The sequence below is a fragment of the Desulfovibrio sp. genome, from assembly GCF_034006445.1.
GTDB lineage: Bacteria > Desulfobacterota > Desulfovibrionia > Desulfovibrionales > Desulfovibrionaceae > Desulfovibrio.
Window position 1 is genome coordinate 427,739 of sequence record NZ_JAVESS010000001.1, and the last position, 19,159, is coordinate 446,897.

General features: G+C 56.5%; 16 protein-coding genes. 6 read left to right on the forward strand and 10 right to left on the reverse strand.

From position 1 onward, the window contains the following. Positions 1 to 63: 63 nt before the first annotated feature. From RBR41_RS01735 to RBR41_RS01750, 4 genes are read right to left on the reverse strand one after another with little or no spacing between them, the layout of a single operon-like run. Complete coding sequence (locus RBR41_RS01735) at positions 64 to 2,499, reverse strand: ATP-binding protein (RefSeq protein WP_320350500.1); 2,436 nt, start codon at positions 2,497 to 2,499, stop codon at positions 64 to 66. A gap of 15 nt (positions 2,500 to 2,514) precedes the next feature. Continuing rightward, the gene (gene hemC, locus RBR41_RS01740; protein ID WP_320350501.1) at positions 2,515 to 3,447 is read right to left on the reverse strand and encodes a hydroxymethylbilane synthase; all 933 of its coding nucleotides are present in this window, start codon (positions 3,445 to 3,447) and stop codon (positions 2,515 to 2,517) included. 9 nt (positions 3,448 to 3,456) lie between these two features. After that, complete coding sequence (locus RBR41_RS01745; protein WP_179979237.1) at positions 3,457 to 3,690, reverse strand: FmdB family zinc ribbon protein; 234 nt, start codon at positions 3,688 to 3,690, stop codon at positions 3,457 to 3,459. A gap of 2 nt (positions 3,691 to 3,692) precedes the next feature. Continuing rightward, complete coding sequence (locus RBR41_RS01750; protein ID WP_320350504.1) at positions 3,693 to 4,325, reverse strand: D-sedoheptulose 7-phosphate isomerase; 633 nt, start codon at positions 4,323 to 4,325, stop codon at positions 3,693 to 3,695. Positions 4,326 to 4,510: 185 nt separating this feature from the next. On the opposite strand from RBR41_RS01750, the gene RBR41_RS01755 reads away from it, so the two are divergent. The 3 genes from RBR41_RS01755 to gatB are packed head-to-tail and all read left to right on the forward strand — an operon-like array spanning position 4,511 to position 8,522. Then, a complete protein-coding gene (locus RBR41_RS01755; RefSeq protein WP_320350506.1) occupies positions 4,511 to 5,317 on the forward strand; it encodes an NAD(+)/NADH kinase in 807 nt (268 codons plus the stop codon). After that, positions 5,314 to 7,059, forward strand: a complete 1,746-nt coding sequence (locus RBR41_RS01760) for an ARMT1-like domain-containing protein (protein ID WP_320350508.1) — start codon at positions 5,314 to 5,316, stop codon at positions 7,057 to 7,059. Before RBR41_RS01755 ends, RBR41_RS01760 begins: the two co-directional genes overlap by 4 nt. A gap of 26 nt (positions 7,060 to 7,085) precedes the next feature. Continuing rightward, on the forward strand, positions 7,086 to 8,522 hold the full coding sequence (gene gatB, locus RBR41_RS01765; RefSeq protein WP_320350509.1) for an Asp-tRNA(Asn)/Glu-tRNA(Gln) amidotransferase subunit GatB: 1,437 nt from the start codon (positions 7,086 to 7,088) through the stop codon (positions 8,520 to 8,522). A 329-nt stretch (positions 8,523 to 8,851) separates the two neighbouring features. Here the strand turns inward: gatB and pgl are convergent, their stop codons facing one another. The 6 genes from pgl to RBR41_RS01795 all read right to left on the reverse strand — a co-directional run bounded on the left by pgl (position 8,852) and on the right by RBR41_RS01795 (position 14,791). Continuing rightward, positions 8,852 to 9,601, reverse strand: a complete 750-nt coding sequence (gene pgl, locus RBR41_RS01770; protein ID WP_320350510.1) for a 6-phosphogluconolactonase — start codon at positions 9,599 to 9,601, stop codon at positions 8,852 to 8,854. 271 nt (positions 9,602 to 9,872) lie between these two features. Further along, on the reverse strand, positions 9,873 to 10,931 hold the full coding sequence (locus RBR41_RS01775) for a translation initiation factor IF-2 (RefSeq protein WP_320350511.1): 1,059 nt from the start codon (positions 10,929 to 10,931) through the stop codon (positions 9,873 to 9,875). Positions 10,932 to 10,934: 3 nt separating this feature from the next. Then, positions 10,935 to 11,693, reverse strand: a complete 759-nt coding sequence (locus RBR41_RS01780) for a class I SAM-dependent methyltransferase (RefSeq protein WP_320350512.1) — start codon at positions 11,691 to 11,693, stop codon at positions 10,935 to 10,937. Positions 11,694 to 12,205: 512 nt separating this feature from the next. Next, positions 12,206 to 12,586 carry a RidA family protein gene (locus tag RBR41_RS01785; protein ID WP_320350514.1) on the reverse strand — a complete coding sequence of 127 codons (381 nt, stop codon included), beginning with the start codon at positions 12,584 to 12,586 and terminating at the stop codon, positions 12,206 to 12,208. A 13-nt stretch (positions 12,587 to 12,599) separates the two neighbouring features. Beyond that, positions 12,600 to 13,829, reverse strand: a complete 1,230-nt coding sequence (locus RBR41_RS01790) for an aromatic amino acid transport family protein (RefSeq protein WP_320350515.1) — start codon at positions 13,827 to 13,829, stop codon at positions 12,600 to 12,602. After that, positions 13,829 to 14,791, reverse strand: coding sequence for a bile acid:sodium symporter family protein (locus tag RBR41_RS01795; RefSeq protein ID WP_320350517.1), 963 nt, complete (start codon positions 14,789 to 14,791; stop codon positions 13,829 to 13,831). The genes RBR41_RS01790 and RBR41_RS01795 overlap by 1 nt, the downstream gene beginning before the upstream one ends. Positions 14,792 to 15,062: 271 nt before the next feature. On the opposite strand from RBR41_RS01795, the gene ettA reads away from it, so the two are divergent. From ettA to RBR41_RS01810, 3 genes are all read left to right on the forward strand, one after another. After that, the gene (gene ettA / locus RBR41_RS01800; protein WP_320350519.1) at positions 15,063 to 16,745 is read left to right on the forward strand and encodes an energy-dependent translational throttle protein EttA; all 1,683 of its coding nucleotides are present in this window, start codon (positions 15,063 to 15,065) and stop codon (positions 16,743 to 16,745) included. Between the two features lie 151 nt (positions 16,746 to 16,896). Continuing rightward, positions 16,897 to 18,396, forward strand: a complete 1,500-nt coding sequence (locus tag RBR41_RS01805; RefSeq protein ID WP_320350521.1) for a DUF4139 domain-containing protein — start codon at positions 16,897 to 16,899, stop codon at positions 18,394 to 18,396. Positions 18,397 to 18,504: 108 nt separating this feature from the next. Further along, on the forward strand, positions 18,505 to 19,155 hold the full coding sequence (locus RBR41_RS01810; RefSeq protein WP_320350523.1) for an HAD family hydrolase: 651 nt from the start codon (positions 18,505 to 18,507) through the stop codon (positions 19,153 to 19,155). Positions 19,156 to 19,159 lie beyond the last annotated feature (4 nt).

Genomic DNA, 19,159 nt, shown 5'->3' on the forward strand with positions numbered 1-19,159 from the left:
GCAAATGTGCGTAAAGTCAATACTGAATTGAGCGTCCTGCCGTCCTGCGGCCGTTGTGCGTGCTCAGCTGCGCTTGCTGCGCCGGAAGGCGTTTTGCGCGTAGTCACCCAACCGTTCGAGCCTTCTGTCCACAAGGTCATACAGGCTGCCGCGTGAGAAGCCGCCATTTTTCAGGCGACGTCCGGCAGCGATGCCAGTAAGCAGCAACAGGGCTTCTTCAATACGGCGCACGGCATAAATGCTGAACTGTTTATTTTCGACAGCCTTGAGCACTTCGGGTGAAAGCATGAGGTGGTCAACATTATCATGGGGTATGATGACGCCCTGCGTGCCCGTAAGACCATGGCGCGCGCAAACCTTGTAAAAGCCTTCAATTTTTCGGGTGACGCCGCCCACGGCCATTATTTGCCCCGAATGGCTGACCGCGCCTGTAAAGGCCAGGTCAAGGCGCACCGGCACCTCGGCCAGCGCCGAGAGCAGGGCGACAAGTTCCGCACCTGAAGCCGAATCGCCTTCGATGCCAGCGTAGCTTTGTTCAAAGTACAGCGAGCCGGAAAGGACAAGAGGCTTTTTGCGGGCAAAAAGGTCAGTCAGATAACTTTTAAGAATCATCATGGCCTTTGTGTGGATAGGCCCGCCCAACTCTGCCTCGCGCTCGAGGTCAATAATGCCCTCGTGCCCCACGCCCACAGTGCAGGAAATGCAATGGGGCAGGCCAAATTCAAAGTCTCCGTGCAGGGTGACTGAAAGGCCGTTGACCTGCCCAATGGCGGAACCGGAGGTACGAACCTTGATCATCTCGCGGTCGTATTCCTCCATAAAGATTTCTTCCACCAGGTTGGCGCGGTACGTGCGCGCCGTATAGGCTTCCTCCAGAATGGGCGCGGTGATGATCTCCACTCCGCGCATGTTGGCGAGGGCAGAGGCTTCAATCATCAGTTCCCGCAGCAGGGGAAACCTGAGCGAAAGGCGGCACTGGTCTTCACACAGGTGAGAACCCAGATCCACAAGCCAGGCAAGGGCTGTGCGGTCAAAGGGCGGCAGTTCACAACCCTGAATGATATGCGCCATATGGCCAAGATAGTGGCGGATGTTGGTAGCATTGCGTTCCGCTTCGTCGGCGATATGGGCTTTGATGCGAAAAAGCTTGGGAAAGCGGTCATCGTTGACAAGCAGCCCCTCGTACAGCTCTTCGCCACCAATGAGCACAACTTTGAGATCCAGAGGCAGCGAGTCGGGGGTCAGGCCCTTGGTACGGATGGCGGTATCGGGGGCTTCGCCCGAATCTTCAATACGGGCCTGATTGGAGCGCAGCGCGCGCAACAGCCCTTCCCAGGCTGTGGGATGCTGCAACAGGTCTTCCACATGGAGCACAAGAAAACCGCCGTTGGCTTTATGCAGGCTTCCCGCGCGGATGAGCGTAAAGTCTGTCACCAGCGCGCCCATCTCCGATTCCCTTTCAATGCAGCCCAGCAGGTTCACGGCAGTGGGGTGATCGTCCACCACAATGGGCGCGCCCTGTTGCTCGCTGTTGTCAACGAGAAGATTGACGGCATAGCGGTACAGCACACTGTCCGCACCCGACGCGCCATGGACTTCAATGCCAAGTGAGGGCGGCACGCCGTCTCTCTGCAAAAAGGCATCGGTATTCTTCAGCATGTCTTCGCGCAGGCTGGCAAAATAGCCGGTCAGACCTTCGCAGGCGCATGCCTTGAGGGTGCGCTGCTCAAGAGGGGCAAGCAGAGCGTTAAGCACCTGCCCCATGGCCTCGCGCTCCAGCCCGCGTTCGTCGTCCTGAAAGCTCTCTTCAGCCTTGTTCAACTGACGCATGAAGCCAGCCATGGACTGCACCAGATTGTCGCCCCGGCTCTTGAGCTTTAAGCGTATTGCGCTGTCAAGATTGTCGAACTCCTCTTCATTGAGGCGCTTGCCCTCAACCAGGGGAAAAAGGGTCAGCCCGCCGTTCTCATCCATGTCAAGGTTGAAGCCCTTGTCCACGGCAACGGAGTTCATTTTGCGCAAAAGCCCCATGCGTGCTGTCTGAAACTTGTCCACAAGTTTGGCGCGGCGCTTCATATAGGCGCTGGCTTCAAAGCGGCGGGGCAGTTCCTTGACTATGGCGTCTACAAGTTCCTTAAGGCTTTGCTTGAGCTTTTTGCCTTGCCCCGCAGGCAGGGCGAAAAGCAACGGCCTGTCAGGGTCGGCGAAATTGTGCACGTAAATAATATCCGGCGGCGTGGGCGCTTTGCGCGCCTGTGGCCGCAGGTAGTTGAGCAGCATGTACGTGCGCCCGAGATCTGTTTCGCCGGAGAGATATACATGGTAGCCGCGAGCCCTGATTTGCAAAGCAAGGTCCAGAGCCTGCATGGCGCGCGGCTGGAAGGGGTTTTTCCGGCCATTGCGCTGGGGAGGAATACCCCGGCTGTCGTCCCAGGGGATACGGGCCGGGTCCAGCGTGGCATGCAGCCTGGAGCCGGGCAAAGGTGAGATTTTAGACATATTTATCTGATATACCTATGACTGTCGGTAAAGTTTTTCAAGAATGGCTCGGCCGCCCTGGTCAAGAATCTCACTGGCAAGCTCAAGACCCCATTGGCGGGCCTGAGAAGTATGGCCCTGCTTTTGCGCCCTGAGGATGCGGCTTCCGTCCACTTCGGCCACCAGCCCCTCCAGGCAGAGCGTGTCATCATCAAGCAGACGCGCGTGCCCGGCTATGGGCACCTGGCATCCGCCTTCAAGCCCGGCCAGAAAACCCCGTTCAGCTTCGACGCATACACGGGTGGGGGTGTCTTCCAGTTGCGCCAGAAGAGCAAAAAGTTCGTAATCGTCCTCACGGCATTCAATGCCCAGAGCGCCCTGACCAACGGCAGGAAGAAAAACCTGCGGGTCAAGTGAATGCATGCAGGGGGCAGTCAGCTCCAGCCGGTTCAGACCGGCGGAAGCCAGAACAATGGCATCGTACACGCCGTCCCGCAGCTTACGCAGGCGCGTGTCAACATTGCCGCGCAGGCTCTCGATGCGCAGATCTGGTCTCTGGGCCAGAAGCTGTGCCTGCCGGCGCAGGCTGCTGGTGCCGACGCAGGCATTTTGCGGCAATGCGGCCACAGAATCGTACTGGCAGGAAAGCAGGCAATCGGTGGGATTTTCGCGCGGGGGAACGCAGCCAAGCAGAAGCCCCTGGGGCAGCTCCATGGGCACGTCCTTCATGCTGTGCACGGCAAGGTCAGCCTCGCCGTTGAGCAGGGCCTCTTCGATTTCCTTTACAAAAAGGCCCTTGCCGCCCACCTTGGCCAAAGGAACATCAAGGATGATGTCACCCTTGGTCTTGATGACGTTCAACTGAATCTCAAGCTCTGGCGCAATGGCCTGAAGGCAGCTTTTGATATGTTCAGCCTGCCAGAGGGCCAGGCGGCTGCCGCGTGTGGCGATGGTAAGGGTGCTGCGCATGCCTTTCACCTAATGGCCACAGCTTGCACAGTTGCCGCCGGAACAGCCAGCGCAGCCGCCGCCACTGCCAGAAGATGGCGCGTACTCGCCGCCATGAGCGCCGCCGCCGTGATGGGCGCAGCAAGACATGAGCTTATGCGTTGCGTCGGAGCCACAATACGGGCAAACCGGAGCCGCATCTCCGTACACCAGTTCTTCAAATTTTCGGTCGCATTTTTCGCAACTGTACTCAAAGATGGGCATGATCAATCCTCTTTTACAGTATCCGCGTGTAGATAGGGCGTAAGGGCCGCCACATTTTCAAAAAGATAATGGTCTGTAAGCTGGCATAGCAGATGCCCGGCCGTAATATGAATTTCCTGAATCAGTGGCGTATGTGAACTGGGCACATCCAGCAGCATGTGGCACAAGGGGGCCATTTTTCCTCCGCCGCGGCCAGTGAGTCCGAGGGTGCGCATGCCTGCGCTCCGCGCGGCCTCAAGAGCCGCCACCACGTTAGGGCTGTTGCCAGAGGTGGAGATGCCCACCAGAATATCGCCCTTGCGGCCCAATGCCTCTACCTGACGGGAAAAAACCTGTCTGAAATCCAGGTCATTGCCTATGGCCGTGAGCGCGGACGTATCTGTCGTGAGCGCAATGGCGGGCAGGGCGGGCCTGTCAATCAGGAAACGGTTTACAAATTCTGCGGCCAGATGTTGGGCGTCAGCCGCGCTTCCACCGTTGCCACAAAGCAAAATTTTTCCGCCCTTGGCCAGGCAGACCGCAAACTGCAGCGCCGTGTCGCGTAGATTGACCGCCTGATCAGAAAAAAAGCTTTCTCTGAGCCTGGCGCCATCGCGTGCATGGGCGGCAATGATGTCAAGTGCGTTGTCATTCATGGTGCTACGGCCTGTTGGGTTTGTGGCGTGGAAGACTCTGTTCATATGATAAAGCGCCTGCCCTGACAAGCAAGGTGCGGGCTTGCGATAAAAGCCTTGATAACGTAAATTGTTGACTTATGCAAAATCAACACAAATGCCACGTCCTTTTGGTTTGCAAGGCCCGCCATGAACGCGCTGCAGAATTGGGCGAAGAAATTGGCGCATGGCTGAAAACACAGGGACATCGGGCGGATGTTGTGGAGGCCGGGCCAGCGTCTTCTCTCTATGCTGCCGATGATCTTGATTTTGTGGTGGTGCTTGGCGGCGACGGCACCATGCTCGGGGTTGCGCGACGGCTTGTGGGCCGCAATGTGCCTGTGTTGGGCATCAATTTTGGCCGCGTGGGTTTTCTCACTGACGCCCAGCCGGAAAACTGGCGTGAAAAGCTCGAAGAGTGCCTGCAAGGCCATGAGCGCGTGCGCTCCTGCATGGCGTTGCGCTGGTTCCTCAGTCGCGACGGCAGGGCACTTGCCGAAGGCGCGGCCATCAACGATGTTGTTGTGAGCCGCGGCTCCCTGTCGCGCCTGGTCTGTCTTGATATCTGGGCTGACGGGCAGCACATGGGTTCCCTGCGTAGTGACGGCGTCATTTTGTGTACCCCCGTCGGCAGTTCCGGCTACAGCGTCTCGGCGGGCGGTGCGCTTCTGTATCCTTCAATGGATGCCATCGGCTTCACGCCGGTCTGTCCTTTCCTCAATACCATATCTCCCATGGTCTTTCCCGGTAACACGGATATCCAGCTCCAGGTGTTGCGCGGTTCCACCGACTGTTACCTGACGGTGGACGGGCAAGAGGGGCAGAAGCTTGAAAAGGGCGACGTGTTGCGCGTTTCGGGCTGGTCTGGCGCCGTGCAATTTCTCGGTGAAGGGGCCTCGTTTTTTGAACGTCTGCGCAGTCGCGGTTTTGTCTTACAGGGGTTGGCGGGCAGCAGCGTGGGGGAAAATCAATGAATAAAGGGCTTGTCCCCATGAAGGTCCGGGATATCCGTCTGGGGAACGATGTCCGCTTTGACGCATGGCTGTACAGCATGCTGATGGACAACAATATTGCGTACCGCATGAACCCTGACCTCATCGCGAGCCCGGAACAGATGTCCTTCATGGTGCACCTTGCCCCTGATCAGGTGTATCTGCCGTGCTCGGACGCCACGTTTTCCATGCTGTGCGCCCAAAACCCCTCTGTGGAACTGCGCAATCAATACAACCGCTCCTGGCGCATCATCATGCGGCTGGTACGCTCGTTTGTGCCCGACAAGGCGCAGCGCAGACGTATTTTGCAGTTTTGCCGCTATCGGTTTTCGCAGTACATAGCGCAGCATACTCTTATTCCATCGAGGCTGGTCAAAAGGATGACCGGTCTTGTGCTGGCGCAGGGGCACATGCTGGACGATCCGTGGGAATACAGGCGGCGGGAATCAACGGCGCAACAGCTTGAAATGCTGGCCTTGCCGGAGATTATGGCCAATCTTGAAGCCATGCCCAAGGGGCCGCCGCCATCCGGCATCTCTGAAGCGCGCCGCAGCATGGACTATGCGGAAGTGACACGCCTGCTCTGTCTTTCGGCCTTGTCGCGCGACTGGATTGAAAATACCCCTTCCAGCGAAGAAATACGCAAGGCCATGGATGAGGCGTATGCTGCCTGCGAAAGTCTGCGTCTCTATTTTGAGGCCAGCGCCGGGCGATCCGGCACCGTGCTTTTTCTCTGCGACGCTGATGGGGGCACCCTTTTTGACCTTGTGATGGTCCAAAGCCTTATCCGCATGGGTCATAGGGTTATTTTTGCCGTCAAATCGGGGTTTTATTTTTATGCGCCCACTCTGGAAGATGTGGAAACCGACCCGTCACTCAAGCCATGGCTGCGCGGAGGCATTGTTCTGCGTCAGGACAAGCTGAGCAAGAATGACCTGCTGCGCCATTTGCGGGAACATCGCCTTGTGGTGATCGGCGACGGCACGCGCGAAAGGCTCAACCTGTACCGCACCTCCGTGACGTTTTCCCGCGCCTGGAAAGAGGCAGACCTTATCCTTGGCAAAGGCTGGCGTGCCGCCGATACGCTGCTTGGCACCAGCCAGGAATTCACGCGCGACATCGTCTGCTACTGGCGTGACGGCAACGGTTTTCACATCAAACTGCGCAAACACGCCCGGGAGGCCCGCAAATTCAGCGAAGAAGCCATTGCCACCCAGGCGGAAAACATCATCGCCAGCATGCGCGAGGCCAAAGACCAGGGGCGGCCCGTTATGTTCTACAGCTGCGTCATTGGCAGCATCCCCGGTGAAACCTCCACCGCAATCAGCCTGGTACATGCCTTTGTGGACAATTTGCGCAAAAAAATGGATAATATCCTGATAATCAACCCCGCTGAGCACTTTATCGAAGGCATGGACGGGGATGACCTCATGTACATGTGGGAACGCGTGCAACGCAGCGGTCTCATTGATGTATGGCGCTTTCAAACATTTGAAGATATTGAGGAAAGCTTTGCACTTCTGGGGCGTAAGGTGCCCCCGCAGTGGTCCGGCAAGGATTCTACCTACTCCACCGGCTGCACCAAGGAAATGCGCATCGCTCTGGATGTGCAAGGCAAAAACCGCGAAATGCAGATCATTGGCCCCGAAGCCAGGCTTTTCTTCCGCAGGGGAGAGTATGGCGTGGGCAAGTACTTTGACGCAAGCATTCCTCATCAGAGCTGATCACCTAAGAGGGAGTAAGTTGACTTATGGCCGCTTATGAAGCCGTTATTGGCCTGGAAGTGCATGTGCAACTGGCCACGGCATCCAAACTGTTCTGTTCCTGCCCGACCACGTTTGGCCAACCGCCGAACTCCAATGTCTGTGAAGTCTGCTCCGGCATGCCTGGCTCTTTGCCTGTACCCAACAAGCAGGCCATACACTTTGCCGCTCTGGTGGGGTTGGCCACGGACTGCACCATAAATTCGCGGTCCGTCTTTGCCCGTAAAAACTATTTTTATCCCGACCTGCCCGCTGGGTACCAGATTTCCCAATTTGAACTGCCTATCTGCGAGCACGGCCATCTGGATATCACCGTTGACGGCGTGACCAAGCGTGTGGGCATCACCCGCATCCATATGGAAAACGATGCGGGCAAGAACATTCACGCGCAAGGTGAAAACGTCAGCTATGTAGATCTCAACAGGGCCGGCACGCCTTTGGTAGAAATCGTTTCCGAGCCGGACATGCGCTCCGCCGCCGAAGCTGTGGCCTACCTCAAGGCGCTGTACAGCATCGTCACCTATCTTGGCGTATGCGACGGCAATATGGAGGAAGGCAGCTTTCGGTGCGATGCCAACGTTTCCTTGCGCCCTGTGGGAGCAGAAGCCTTTGGCACGCGTACGGAACTGAAAAACCTTAATTCCTTCCGCAATGTGCAGCGCGCCATAGAGTATGAAATTGGCCGTCAGCAGGACGTTCTGGATGACGGAGACAAGGTCGTGCAGGAAACCCGTCTCTATGACGCGGTCAAGAACAGCACGGCGTCCATGCGCAGCAAGGAAGAAGCCCACGACTACAGGTATTTTCCGGATCCGGACATTCTGCCTGTGGAAATTTCAGCCGACGAAATGGCCCGCTGGAAGCAGGAACTGCCCGAATTGCCCAAGGCGAGGGCCGCTCGCTTTATGCAGATGACGGACCTGCCCGAGGCCGAGATTGAAGTGCTGGTGCAGAGCCGTGGCCTGGCGGATTTTTTTGAAGCCGCCGCCAAGCTTTATGATGCGCGCAAGGCCGCCAATTTTGTGCTTGGCCCCTTGCTGCGGGAATGCCACGCCCGTGGCCTCAGCGTCGCAGACCCGGCCCAATGGGCCATGAAGCCCGAAGCCCTTGCCGAACTGGCGCGTATTGTGGATCAAGGGCTTATCAGCGCCAAAATCGCCAGCGATATTTTTGGCGATATCTTTGAAAGCGGAACCATGCCCGAAGCCTATGTGAAGGAAAAGGGGCTGGTGCAAATTTCCGACACATCCGCCATTGAACAAGCCGTGGATGCCGTCATTGCCGCCAATCCCTCTGAAGTGGAAGCGTTCAAGGGCGGCAAGACCAAACTCATAAGTTTCTTTGTGGGCCAGATCATGCGCGCCACCAAGGGCAAGGCCAATCCCGCCCTTGTGAACGAACTGCTGGCGAAAAAACTGCAGTAGAGCATGTCACGGTGAAATGTTTGTGGGAGAAATGCTTTGTGGGGGAAATGCTTTGTGGGGGAGGGACCCTTTTGCAAAAGGGTCTCCTCCACCACGCCCCCACCCCCTAAAACTCTTATTGTGTGTTAGTTAATACACGGTTTTCAGGTTTGGAGCGGAGCAGATATGCCTGAAGCCTCTCCCCCTTTTCAACGACACAATGCTCAGGCTATCTGTGTTCGTGCTTTGTCACGACAAAACAAGGCCCCTTGCGTGCAAGGGGCCTTGTTTTATGCTTTCAAAGATGTTCTGGAGCGATGTTACGTAAACGTGCTCAGGCACGCTGGCTGCTATTTCACGCCAGTGGCTGCCGCCTCATCAACAACCCACACAAGATCGCCAAAGCCGGGCCGCACCATTTGTGCGGGCAAGGTGGGCGGGGCCAGCAGGTCAAGAGCGCGTGAAAGGACAGCGTGCTTTTCCGCCCCGGTCACAAGAAACATGCAGCACCGGGCATTGTTGATAACCGGGAGCGTCAATGTGAGCCGATCTGCCTTGCGTTCGGGCACATACTGGTCAATGACGAGACGTTTCTTTTCGGCCAGGGCCGGAGAATTGGGAAAAATGGAGCCAGTATGTCCGTCTTCGCCCATGCCCAGCAGCATAAAGTCAAAGCGGGGCATCTCCTGCGGGCCAAGATCGAATTCTGCGCGAAGCTGATTTTCATACTTGGCGGCAGCCTCGACAGGGTCTTCCTCACCGCGCATGCGATAAAAGTGCGTGGCGGGAACATAGCTCAACAATTCCTTACGGGCCAGGCCGTAATTGCTGTCGGCATGTTCAGGCCCGACACAGCGTTCATCCACCCAGAAAATACTCATTTTATCCCACGGCAGCCGGTCAGCCCAGTCATCTCCTGCCAGCAGGCGGAAAAGTGGAATCGGCGTCTGACCGCCAGAAAGGGCTATGCGAAAAACGCCCCTGTCGGCAACGGCCTCTTCGCACGCGGCAGCAAGGATATGCGCGGCGCGTTCAGCCATAGCGGCCGGATCTTTATGAATATGCACCGTGAGATGGATGGATCGGCTGAGGCCCGACATGTGGCGGCTCCTTCAAAGTTGACGATGGGAACGGGCCGGCGTGTGCCCAGGCCGTTCTGCGAGAATTTGCCTGCATAACAGTAGCCGCAGTAGCGCTGGGAACCCGGCTTTTCGGGCAGGCGAAGCGGTACGGCAGAAAATCTATATTTCTGACGCGCGCACGTGACCGCGTCAGTCTCATATTGCCCAAGAGGGGCCGAAACAACAGTCCCTATTATGGCACAGAAGCACAGGAGAGAAAAGTCCTATTTGTGTCAACAGTGTGCCGCGATTATTGAAATTCTTCAATCGGCGCCGGTGCTTCGGAAATGTGCAGCACTTCGCCGTTATCAAGGCCCAGGGTTTTCCAGGTACCCTTGCACTGCAAGGGTTGGCCGTTCAAAACGCGACGCCCGAGTTCACTGTTGCCGTCCAGTTCAATTGTCCAGTTGCGCTCAAAGTCTTCGCCCGGGTGCGTGGGCTGAACAGCATTCAGATAGCGGGTCAGTAAAGGCTCACCTGTGGCAGAGCTTAAATTAGTAAAAAGATTCATGTTGTTAACGCTGACAGTGCCTATGTTGCGCGCAAGAACATGCACAACCACGAGCAGGGTATTGCCGTCAGAAATAAGTCCGGCGCTGGCCGAACAGGGCTGGAGCGGGAAAAGTTCTTTCATGCGCTTTTCGGTGGCAGTGTTTCTGTCCAGTATCATCTGACGCTGGGCCGTCATGCGCTCCACCTGCGCCTCACGGAACTGGCGCACCAGTTCAGGGCTGTTCACCAGTTGGCGCACGCGCCACCCTGTAGGCGTTTGATCCATGCGCAGAATAAGCAGGAAATTTTTATCAAGAAGCGGATGCCGTGCCTTGGCTGTCAGCAGCGCCGTGCCGTCATTGGGAGGCTGCAGGCTGAGGGAGGAGGCCAGTTGTGCGAGAAAATCCGGAGGCAAGGCATAAAGGGCTGTTTTCAGGCGTATCTTGACATCGGGTTCATCCTTGACAGGTTCCTGCTTGGTGCGACTTTGTTTGAGCAGGGCCGTTTGGATCATGTCGGCAATCTGCCGTTCCTGATCTGCCCCTGCTTTAAGAAAAGGGTAATTTTGCGCCAGATCCTTGGCCAGCCCGCGAGAAAGCGAATTGAAGTCCACCATCTCAGCAATGGTTTCGGCGTCGCCTGTTTTCAGAGCGTCACGCAAAATTTCATAAGCATACTGGCTGGACTGGCGATACTGATAATAACGCCATCCGCTGAAGCTTACCACAATGACAATGAGCACCAGCACGGTGGCGGCCAGCGCCAGCGTATGCTGTCGGGCAAAGGCTACTATTTGGGGAATAAATGGAAGATTCATGGTCTACCCACGCAAAGACGCCTGACGCGAATTCAATGAGTTTTTTGAACCGCACTCCAGTGCCGGTTCCGGGCTGCGCAAACGGTGACGCTTAACCTTGAGCGGCATGGGGGTAACGGTACGCGCGGGTTCCAAATCAACACGTATGATGCCCCAGGCTCCGAAGGGCATACGCAGCCTGCGTGTGAAGCAACTCAAGGGGCAGGTGCCGCCCCAGGATTTGCGAGGCCCGTTCAGCGTACTCATGCCGCAGAGTTTCCCCATGTTGGCGTTTCTGATGATGCGCCAAACCTGCCACCAGCTATGGGGCGGGCCGGGCCAGGGCGATTTGCTGCCCTGAAGGCGGTGCAGAGCGTACGCCAGAGACATGCTGTTCCAAAAGGTAACTGCGATGCCTCTGGAGGAAACGCGCAAAGCCTCATGCACTGCGGCATCGATTTTTTTCGTGTCGCCTGCGGCAAGATGCAGCACCGCGCAATCAAAAAAATTATCTTCAAATGGCAAATAATCGTCGGCCGCGGCCAGTATTTCTGCACGTGCGCCCAGAACTGCCGCAGCTTGCGTCCGCTGTTCGGGGCGTAATTCAGTGACGGTCAGATCAAAGCCGCATTCCCACAGCAAGGGCGAAAATGCCCCTTGGCCGCAGTTGATTTCCAGCAGTGTTTTTTTTCTGCGTGGCCAACCTGCCAAACATTGCTGCAACAAATTTTGCTGCTTGCTCAAGGCAGAAGTGCCCTTGATGTTCCCATTCCACCACTTCATGCGACCTGCCTTCTCTGTGCTAATACAGCATTTTCGCATTGAGAATATCCATTCTCGCGGTAGCCGTTGCCCGCTCCTGCGGGCTTACGGATAGCGACAGTGGCTCTTCCACTTAGATGCCGTGTAACCAATTACTGTCTTCAGGCGTATTTTCCTGCGTCACAACGCCTGAAGCAATGCTTGCAAGACGCCCGCTTCGGTGCGTAACCACGCAAATAAATAGCGGTGCTGTCTTCATCCGTAAACCCTGCGGGCAACGGCTGAAGCTGCGTTTGCACCTCTGAGACGGGCGCCTGTTCACGCAGTCGCCAGAGTAATTTCAAAGTGAAATTGCTCTAACTGTTTATTAGGTCACTATTTTGCAAAGCGGCCAAAATGGCAAGAAAAACCTGTCAGACATCAGGAACCAGAAAAAAGCGTTTCAAGCATACACTACGGAAAAAACGCTGAAGAAGAAAGATGGCGGGGCGCATCCGCGTTCCCCGCCACACAAATTCGTTCAGCAAAAGAGTTTAAACGGCGGCAATAGATTCAATTTCTACTTTAGCGCCAAGAGGAAGGGCGCTGACCTCGACGCAGGAACGCGCCGGGCAGGGCTCCGTGAAATACTGCTTGTAGACTTCATTAACAGATCCAAACGCGGTAATATCAGTGATAAACACAGTGACTTTTACCAGGTTGGCCGCAGTCATGCCCTGCGACTCAAGGATGGCCAGTACGTTTTTGCAGCACTGGACGGCCTGCGTCGCAGCATCGCCCTCCACCAGCTTGCCCGTGGCAGGATCAATGGGCACCTGGCCGGAAAGAAACATGAGATTACCGGTTCTGATGGCCTGGCTGTAGGGGCCAACGGCGGCAGGGGCCTTGGGAGTGCTGACGACTTGCTTGTTCATGTTATGCTCCTTATCAGCGATACATGGGTAAAAGATTGAAGACAAAAAGAGTATGACAAACAGCTACAAAGCAGCCGTACAAGAGCAGCATGGGCGCGGTGAGCCTTCCGCCAGGCGCGGCGTAGCCCTTGCTTGCAAATTTTTTACGGCCAGCGCCAAGTAAAAGCGCTGGCACAATGACGGCCCAGAACGCCGAAGCCAACCCGGCCCAGCCAATGGCAGGCAAAAAACCGTCCGGCCATATGATGCCGCCAAGAATGGGCGGAGCAAATGTGACCAGAAGCGTCTTGGTGCGGCCTGAACGGCTGTCATCAAATTTGCACAGGTCAGCCATATAGTCAAAAAGTCCCAAACCCGCACCAAGAAAGGATGTGGCCACAGCCAGCAAAGAAAAGCTTTCAAGCATCCGCAGGATGAAAAAGCTGCCAATGTTCTCGCCTGCCGCGCCCATGAGGTCGCCAACATTGCCGCCAGCGGCTATGACGGCCTTGAAATCTTCGCGCGAAATGTTGCCATCAGCCGCTGTCAGCCATGAAATATAGCAAACCAGGGCCACGATGGTTCCATACCGCAGGCTTGCGTTAATGGTGTGCGGTTCCTTGCCCATATATTTTACCAGGCTTGGAACGGAGGCGTGAAAACAGAATGACGTCAGGTAGGTGGACACAGCCCCCCACAGAAAAATCATTTCTCCGCCTGCGCCCCGACTGTCCGTCAGGACATCCAGCCGCAGGTGCGTCATCATGCCGCTGATGGAAAAGAGATAGGTTATGACCATGCCGCCCACAAGCAGAATGGAGAATCTGTCTACCGCCTTGGAACTCCACCAGATGAAGAAAGTAAGCAGCAGGGCGAAGGCGAGGCTTGCAAGCGGACGCGACGGCATATTTCCTGTCATGGAATGGATGCTCTGCCCAATAATTGAGCCGCCGCCGCTGACATAGGCATAAATCAGTGTATACAGCACAAAGGCCACAGCGCAGCCATTGGCGAGGCTCCACCGTGGCCCGAGCAACTCCCGTACAATGGTGTGAAAACTGTGGCCAGGTTCAAAGTGCAGGCTCACTTCCAGCAGGGCCTGACTTGAGCGCAGCATGACGAGCCATGAAAGCAGCATGAGTCCAATAGACCAGAAAAACCACATACCTGCCGAAGCCATGGGCAGGGCCAGCATGCCGGCGCCAATGGCCGTTCCGGCCACAAGTGTTGAGCCGCCAAGCACGGGGGGAAGGCGAAAATTCATTACTGATCCTTAGTATCCTTGGTCGGGGGGATTTGAGGGGGGCGGGTGTGGAAATAGTTTGCAAGCAGCGCGCCCGAAATGTTTTGCCAGACGCTGTACAAAGCTCCGGCAATGGCCGCCGTGGGAGAAAAGTGCGCCAGCGCCAGGGCGGTGGCAAGGCCGGAATTCTTGGTGCCCACTGAAATGCACAGGGCCCGGCCCATGCCTGTGTCAAAGCGTCTGAACCGCGCCAAAAGGCTTCCTGCCGTGAGACCCGCAAGATTGAGGCATATGACGGCCACCAGGATGTCAAAGCCGGCCCGCAGGATATTTTCGGCGTTTATGGCCAGGATTCCGGCCACCACAAGCGTGATGGTCAGCGCTGAAAACAGGGGAAGAAAGGGCAGAGCATTTTTTGTCAGTCTTCCGCAAAAGCTGTGGGCCACAATGCCCAGCAGAACAGGAACCACAACGATCTTGCTGATGGATACCATGAGTCCCCATACGTCCACAGGGATCCATACGCCACCCAGGAGCCAGGTGATCAGGGGCATGAGGATGAGAGAAAGAAACGTGCCCGCAGATGTGAGGGTTACCGCGTAGGGTACGTCACCCTTGGCGATATAGGTCAGGACGTTGGAAGCCGTGCCCCCGGGAGCAGCACCCACAAGAATGAGGCCCATGGCCATATCCGGCGGCAGGGAACACAGGTGGCAAAGAATGAAGGCCAGTATGCCCATTATGGCGAACTGTGCCGCAATGCCCCAAAAAATCCGGCCTGGGCTGGTTACAATATGGCTGAAGTCGTCAAGCCGCAGGGTCATGCCCATGCCGAACATGATGACGCCCAGCAGGATGGTGATGTGCGGAGCCACCCATAAAAAAATCTCTGGCTTCCAGAGGGCCAGACCGGAGCAGGCAATAACCACAATGCCCATGTAGCGCGTGATGGCGGCGCTGATTCTAGTAGCAAAACGCAGCAAAACAAATTCCTCCGCCAGTGGCGTCACAAGTCCTGTGGGGAATACTGGCAGAGTAGCGCTGCCTTGGCAATAGCCTCTATAAAAAGGGTACTGACACTAAAGGCTTGGACAAAATGGCACGTCTGCCGCGGCCATAGTGCGGCAGGAAGTTCACTTGTAAAAGCTCTTCCAAGCAGGTAGGCTGTTTCTTTAAGAACGCGCCCATTTGGCGCGCGTTTTCGTACCGCACTTCTGCGCAAGGCGAAAACGTCACCAAATTTTGAGGAGCATCATGAGCAACGAACCAGACAAGATTATTTATTCAATGATCCGCGTGACCAAGCGCCACGGCCAGAAGGAAGTGCTTAAAGACATTTCCCTCTCCTATTTTTATGGGGCCAAAATCGGCGTACTTGGGTTGAACGGCGCGGGCAAATCCAGCCTGCTGCGAATCCTGGCTGGCGTGGACCAGGCCTATGACGGCAAGACTGTCCTCGCCCCTGGTCACACCATAGGCTATCTGGAACAGGAACCCCTTTCCAGTGAAACGCGAACCGTGCGCGAGGTGGTTGAGGATGGCGTCAGCGATCTGACCGCCATTGCCCGTCAGTTTGAAGAGATCAACGCCAAGTTCTCCGAGCCGATGGAGCCGGACGAAATGGACGCGCTGATCACGCGGCAGGCAGAAGTGCAGGAACTCATGGACGCCAAGAACATCTGGGATCTGGATTCCCGGCTTGAAATGGCCATGGATGCCCTGCGTTGCCCCCCCGGCGACATGCCCGTGCCCCAGATTTCCGGCGGCGAGCGCCGCCGTGTCGCACTGTGCCGCCTGTTGCTGCAAAATCCCGATATTCTGCTGCTGGACGAACCAACCAACCACCTGGACGCGGAGTCCGTGGCCTGGCTTGAACGCTACCTCTCCACCTTTCCCGGCACAGTTATCGCCGTCACGCATGACCGCTACTTCCTTGACAACGTGGCGGGCTGGATTCTCGAACTGGATCGCGGGCGGGGCATTCCCTGGAAGGGCAATTATTCGTCCTGGCTTGAACAAAAGCAAAAACGCCTTGCCCACGAAGAAAGATCAGAAGCCGAACGGCAGAAAACCCTGCAACGCGAGCTGGAGTGGGTGCGGATGTCTCCCAAAGGCCGCCACGCCAAGGGCAAGGCCCGTCTTAACGCCTATGAAGCCATGCTTTCACACGAGAGTGAAAAGCGTGCGCCTGACCTTGAAATCTATATTCCGCCGGGACCGCGGCTCGGCAAGAGCGTTATTGAAATTGGCGGCATCAGCAAGGCCATGGGCGACCGTATGCTGATGGACGGCGTGAACGCCATCATTCCGCCAGGAGCCATTGTGGGCATCGTTGGCCCCAACGGCGCGGGTAAAACAACGCTTTTCAAGATGCTGGTCGGGCAGGAAAAGCCTGATTCCGGCACGCTCAAGGTTGGAGAAACCGTACAGTTCGCCTACGTTGATCAGGGGCGTGAATCCCTCACGCCTGGAAAAACCGTGTACGAACTCATCAGCGACGGGGCAGAGGCCATAAAGCTCGGCAATCGCGAGATCAACGCCCGCGCGTACTGCACACGTTTCAACTTCCAGGGGGCGGATCAGCAGAAAAAGGTCGAGGTGCTTTCCGGCGGAGAGCGCAACCGACTGCATCTGGCGCGCATGCTCAAGTCCGGGGCCAACGTGCTGCTGCTTGACGAACCCACCAACGATATTGACGTCAACACCATGCGCGCCCTTGAAGACGCGCTGGACAACTTTGCGGGCTGCGTGCTGGTTATCAGCCATGATCGCTGGTTCCTCGACAGGGTGGCCACGCACATTATGGCCTTTGAAGACGAAGCCAACGTGGTTTTTGTCGAAGGCAACTATTCAGATTATGATGATGACCGTAAAAAGCGACTCGGCAAGGATGCCGATACGCCGCACCGCCTCAAATTCCGTAAACTGACACGATAAACGCCTCCCCCCTGCGTCGGCTGCCCGGCGCAGGGGGGCAGGTTCTTCTGGAGGGCAGATGCATAAATGGAAAAATCTGCAAGACCCTTTTCGCCGCTGTAATTTTTCAGGCAGCGCGCGCATCTTTGTCTTGAGTCTCTTGGTAACTCTCATGTCCACTGGCGGCGCCTGGGCTGTTCCCGGAAAAATCGCCACCACCGCGCCGACAAGTCCGGTTTCCGTCATTCTCTCGCCTTCTGGCGGCCAGGTTCAGGTTGAAGAAACCCTGCCCGTTGTCATGAATGATGATATGGGCGTTTTAAGCTTTGTGCTGCCGGGCGGTGCTGAAGATCTGCAGATCAATGTGCCGGGGCACGTCATCGCCCGTTGGACGACCTTTCCCCAGGTTCTGGAGCGTAAGGGACATCTCGCCGCCATGCGCGAAGACCTGACAAAAGAGATTAACGAAGTCAACGGCAGGCTGGCAGCACTCAAGGCCCAGTTGGCGCTGTGGCAAAGCCCGCCTGTCAGCAGTTCCTACCAGGACCTTGTGCAGAGAGAAAAACGGCAGGAGGGAGCAATTCCCGGCCTGATCATCGAGCAGGCGAATCTTGTGAGCCATCTGGAAACGCTGCGTCAGCAACTGGACCAGTTGCCCCTGAGTCCGGAGATGGGACAGCGCGTCACCATAGCTCTGCGCAAACCCATCAAGGATAAAAATCTGAAAGTAACCTACAGCTATCAATTGCAAAATTGTGGCTGGCGGCCTGTATATTCTTTTGACGCAAAAACCGGCAATGGCAAGAGCAATGAAACCGCGGTTCGCCTGATGGCTGAAATCTGGCAACTTTCTGGCATTGATTGGCAAAACGCCCAGATTACCCTTATTTCCAGAGGTGAAGGGCCGCGCGAACCTGCAAAGCTGAGAAAGTGGGTCGTCGATTCACAGGCCACGCCTGCTCCCATGCCTACTCCAGTGGCACGTCAGGCCGCCAGCCGGGCCATGATGATGACGGCTGAATCTGACGCGGCCTCTGTGGCACCTCCTGTGGTGCATGACAGCAGCGCCGTGTTCGCCCGCTGGAGCCTTGCCGTGCGCGGCCTGCCCGAGGGGCGCTCCCGTCTGCTCATTGTTGAAGATATGTGGAAAACCTCCCTGCAATGGCTGGCCCGCCCCACCACAGGCGACAGTCGCGTGTGGCTCATGGGCAAGTATACTCTGCCGGCAGAGCAGTCCTGGCCTGATGGTTCCGCAGAGTTTTGCGTGGATGGCCAGGGCGTCGGCCAGGGCTTCTTCACCCCGCGTGGGGGAGAAGCAACCCTGTATTTCGGGCCTGACCCGCGCGTCCACATAAACGTCATTGTGAACAGCAGACGTCGCGGCGAAAGCGGCTTCCTCGAAAAGAGCCGCACGTGGACCTGGGCCTGGACGTACGTGCTGAGCAATACGCACAAGAATCCTGTCAGCGTCCGTCTTGAGCGGCCCATGCCGATGATAGTTGATCAGGGCGTCACGGTTACCTACAACGACGCACCGACCTCACAGCAGGTGCCGGATGAGCAGATGCTGCTTTGGAATGTTGATGTACCCGCCGATGGCAAGGCCGAGGTCAAGCATTCCGTGACCATAACTTCATCCAAAGAAATACCGATGATCAGTGATATTCCCTAATGCGTCCGCATGGGGAGAGCTTATAGCGCAAAAGCCGCCCTGTTCGAGCAGGGCGGCTTTTACAACCACCAAACAAGTGCGTAAACGTTGAGCGAGGAGCAAAATCACGTGAAATTTAACCCCATTTTTTTTGACCTTGACGGTACCATCACCGATTCGGCGCAGGGCATCATACGCGCGGTGCAGTATGCGCTGGAGGCTTTCAATATTTCCGCCTCGGAAGAAAGCCTGATTCCCTTTATCGGCCCGCCACTCCGGGATTCGTTCGCACAGTTTTTTCCCGGAGATACTGAAAAACTGGAACAGGTGGTCGCCAAGTACAGAGAATATTACGGGGAGCAGGGCATTTTTGAGGCTCGCCTGTATGACGGCATTGCAGATCTCTTGTGCCAACTGGCGGAAAAAGGGCACATTCTCGCCCTGGCAACGTCAAAGCCGGAATCCTTTGCCGTGCGCATCATAGAGCACTTTGACCTGACGCGCTATTTTACCTGCATTGCCGGGGCGCAACTCAAGGGAACGCGCACCGACAAACCCGCAGTCCTGCGTTATGCCTGCCAGACTCTCGGCATTACGCCGTCAGAAGCCTGCCTGATGGTTGGCGATCGCAAGTACGACGTGCTTGGAGCGCATGAAGTGGGCATGCCCTGCGCCGCCGTTTTATACGGCTACGGATCCGAAGAAGAACTGAAAAAGGCTGGCGCGGATCAGATATGCCGCGATGTGAAGGCGCTACGGAAGTTATTGACCGGAGAATGATGGG

What these genes read in the sequence shown, in the direction of transcription:
- ettA (WP_320350519.1), top strand. Translation starts at nt 15,063, where the DNA reads ATGAGCAACGAACCAGACAAGATTATTTATTCAATGATCCGCGTGACC.
- RBR41_RS01805 (WP_320350521.1), top strand. Translation starts at nt 16,897, where the DNA reads ATGTCCACTGGCGGCGCCTGGGCTGTTCCCGGAAAAATCGCCACCACC.
- RBR41_RS01785 (WP_320350514.1), bottom strand. Translation starts at nt 12,586, where the DNA reads ATGAACAAGCAAGTCGTCAGCACTCCCAAGGCCCCTGCCGCCGTTGGC.
- gatB (WP_320350509.1), top strand. Translation starts at nt 7,086, where the DNA reads ATGGCCGCTTATGAAGCCGTTATTGGCCTGGAAGTGCATGTGCAACTG.
- RBR41_RS01780 (WP_320350512.1), bottom strand. Translation starts at nt 11,693, where the DNA reads ATGAAGTGGTGGAATGGGAACATCAAGGGCACTTCTGCCTTGAGCAAG.
- RBR41_RS01760 (WP_320350508.1), top strand. Translation starts at nt 5,314, where the DNA reads ATGAATAAAGGGCTTGTCCCCATGAAGGTCCGGGATATCCGTCTGGGG.
- pgl (WP_320350510.1), bottom strand. Translation starts at nt 9,601, where the DNA reads ATGTCGGGCCTCAGCCGATCCATCCATCTCACGGTGCATATTCATAAA.
- RBR41_RS01750 (WP_320350504.1), bottom strand. Translation starts at nt 4,325, where the DNA reads ATGAATGACAACGCACTTGACATCATTGCCGCCCATGCACGCGATGGC.
- RBR41_RS01745 (WP_179979237.1), bottom strand. Translation starts at nt 3,690, where the DNA reads ATGCCCATCTTTGAGTACAGTTGCGAAAAATGCGACCGAAAATTTGAA.
- hemC (WP_320350501.1), bottom strand. Translation starts at nt 3,447, where the DNA reads ATGCGCAGCACCCTTACCATCGCCACACGCGGCAGCCGCCTGGCCCTC.
- RBR41_RS01735 (WP_320350500.1), bottom strand. Translation starts at nt 2,499, where the DNA reads ATGTCTAAAATCTCACCTTTGCCCGGCTCCAGGCTGCATGCCACGCTG.
- RBR41_RS01790 (WP_320350515.1), bottom strand. Translation starts at nt 13,829, where the DNA reads ATGAATTTTCGCCTTCCCCCCGTGCTTGGCGGCTCAACACTTGTGGCC.
- RBR41_RS01775 (WP_320350511.1), bottom strand. Translation starts at nt 10,931, where the DNA reads ATGAATCTTCCATTTATTCCCCAAATAGTAGCCTTTGCCCGACAGCAT.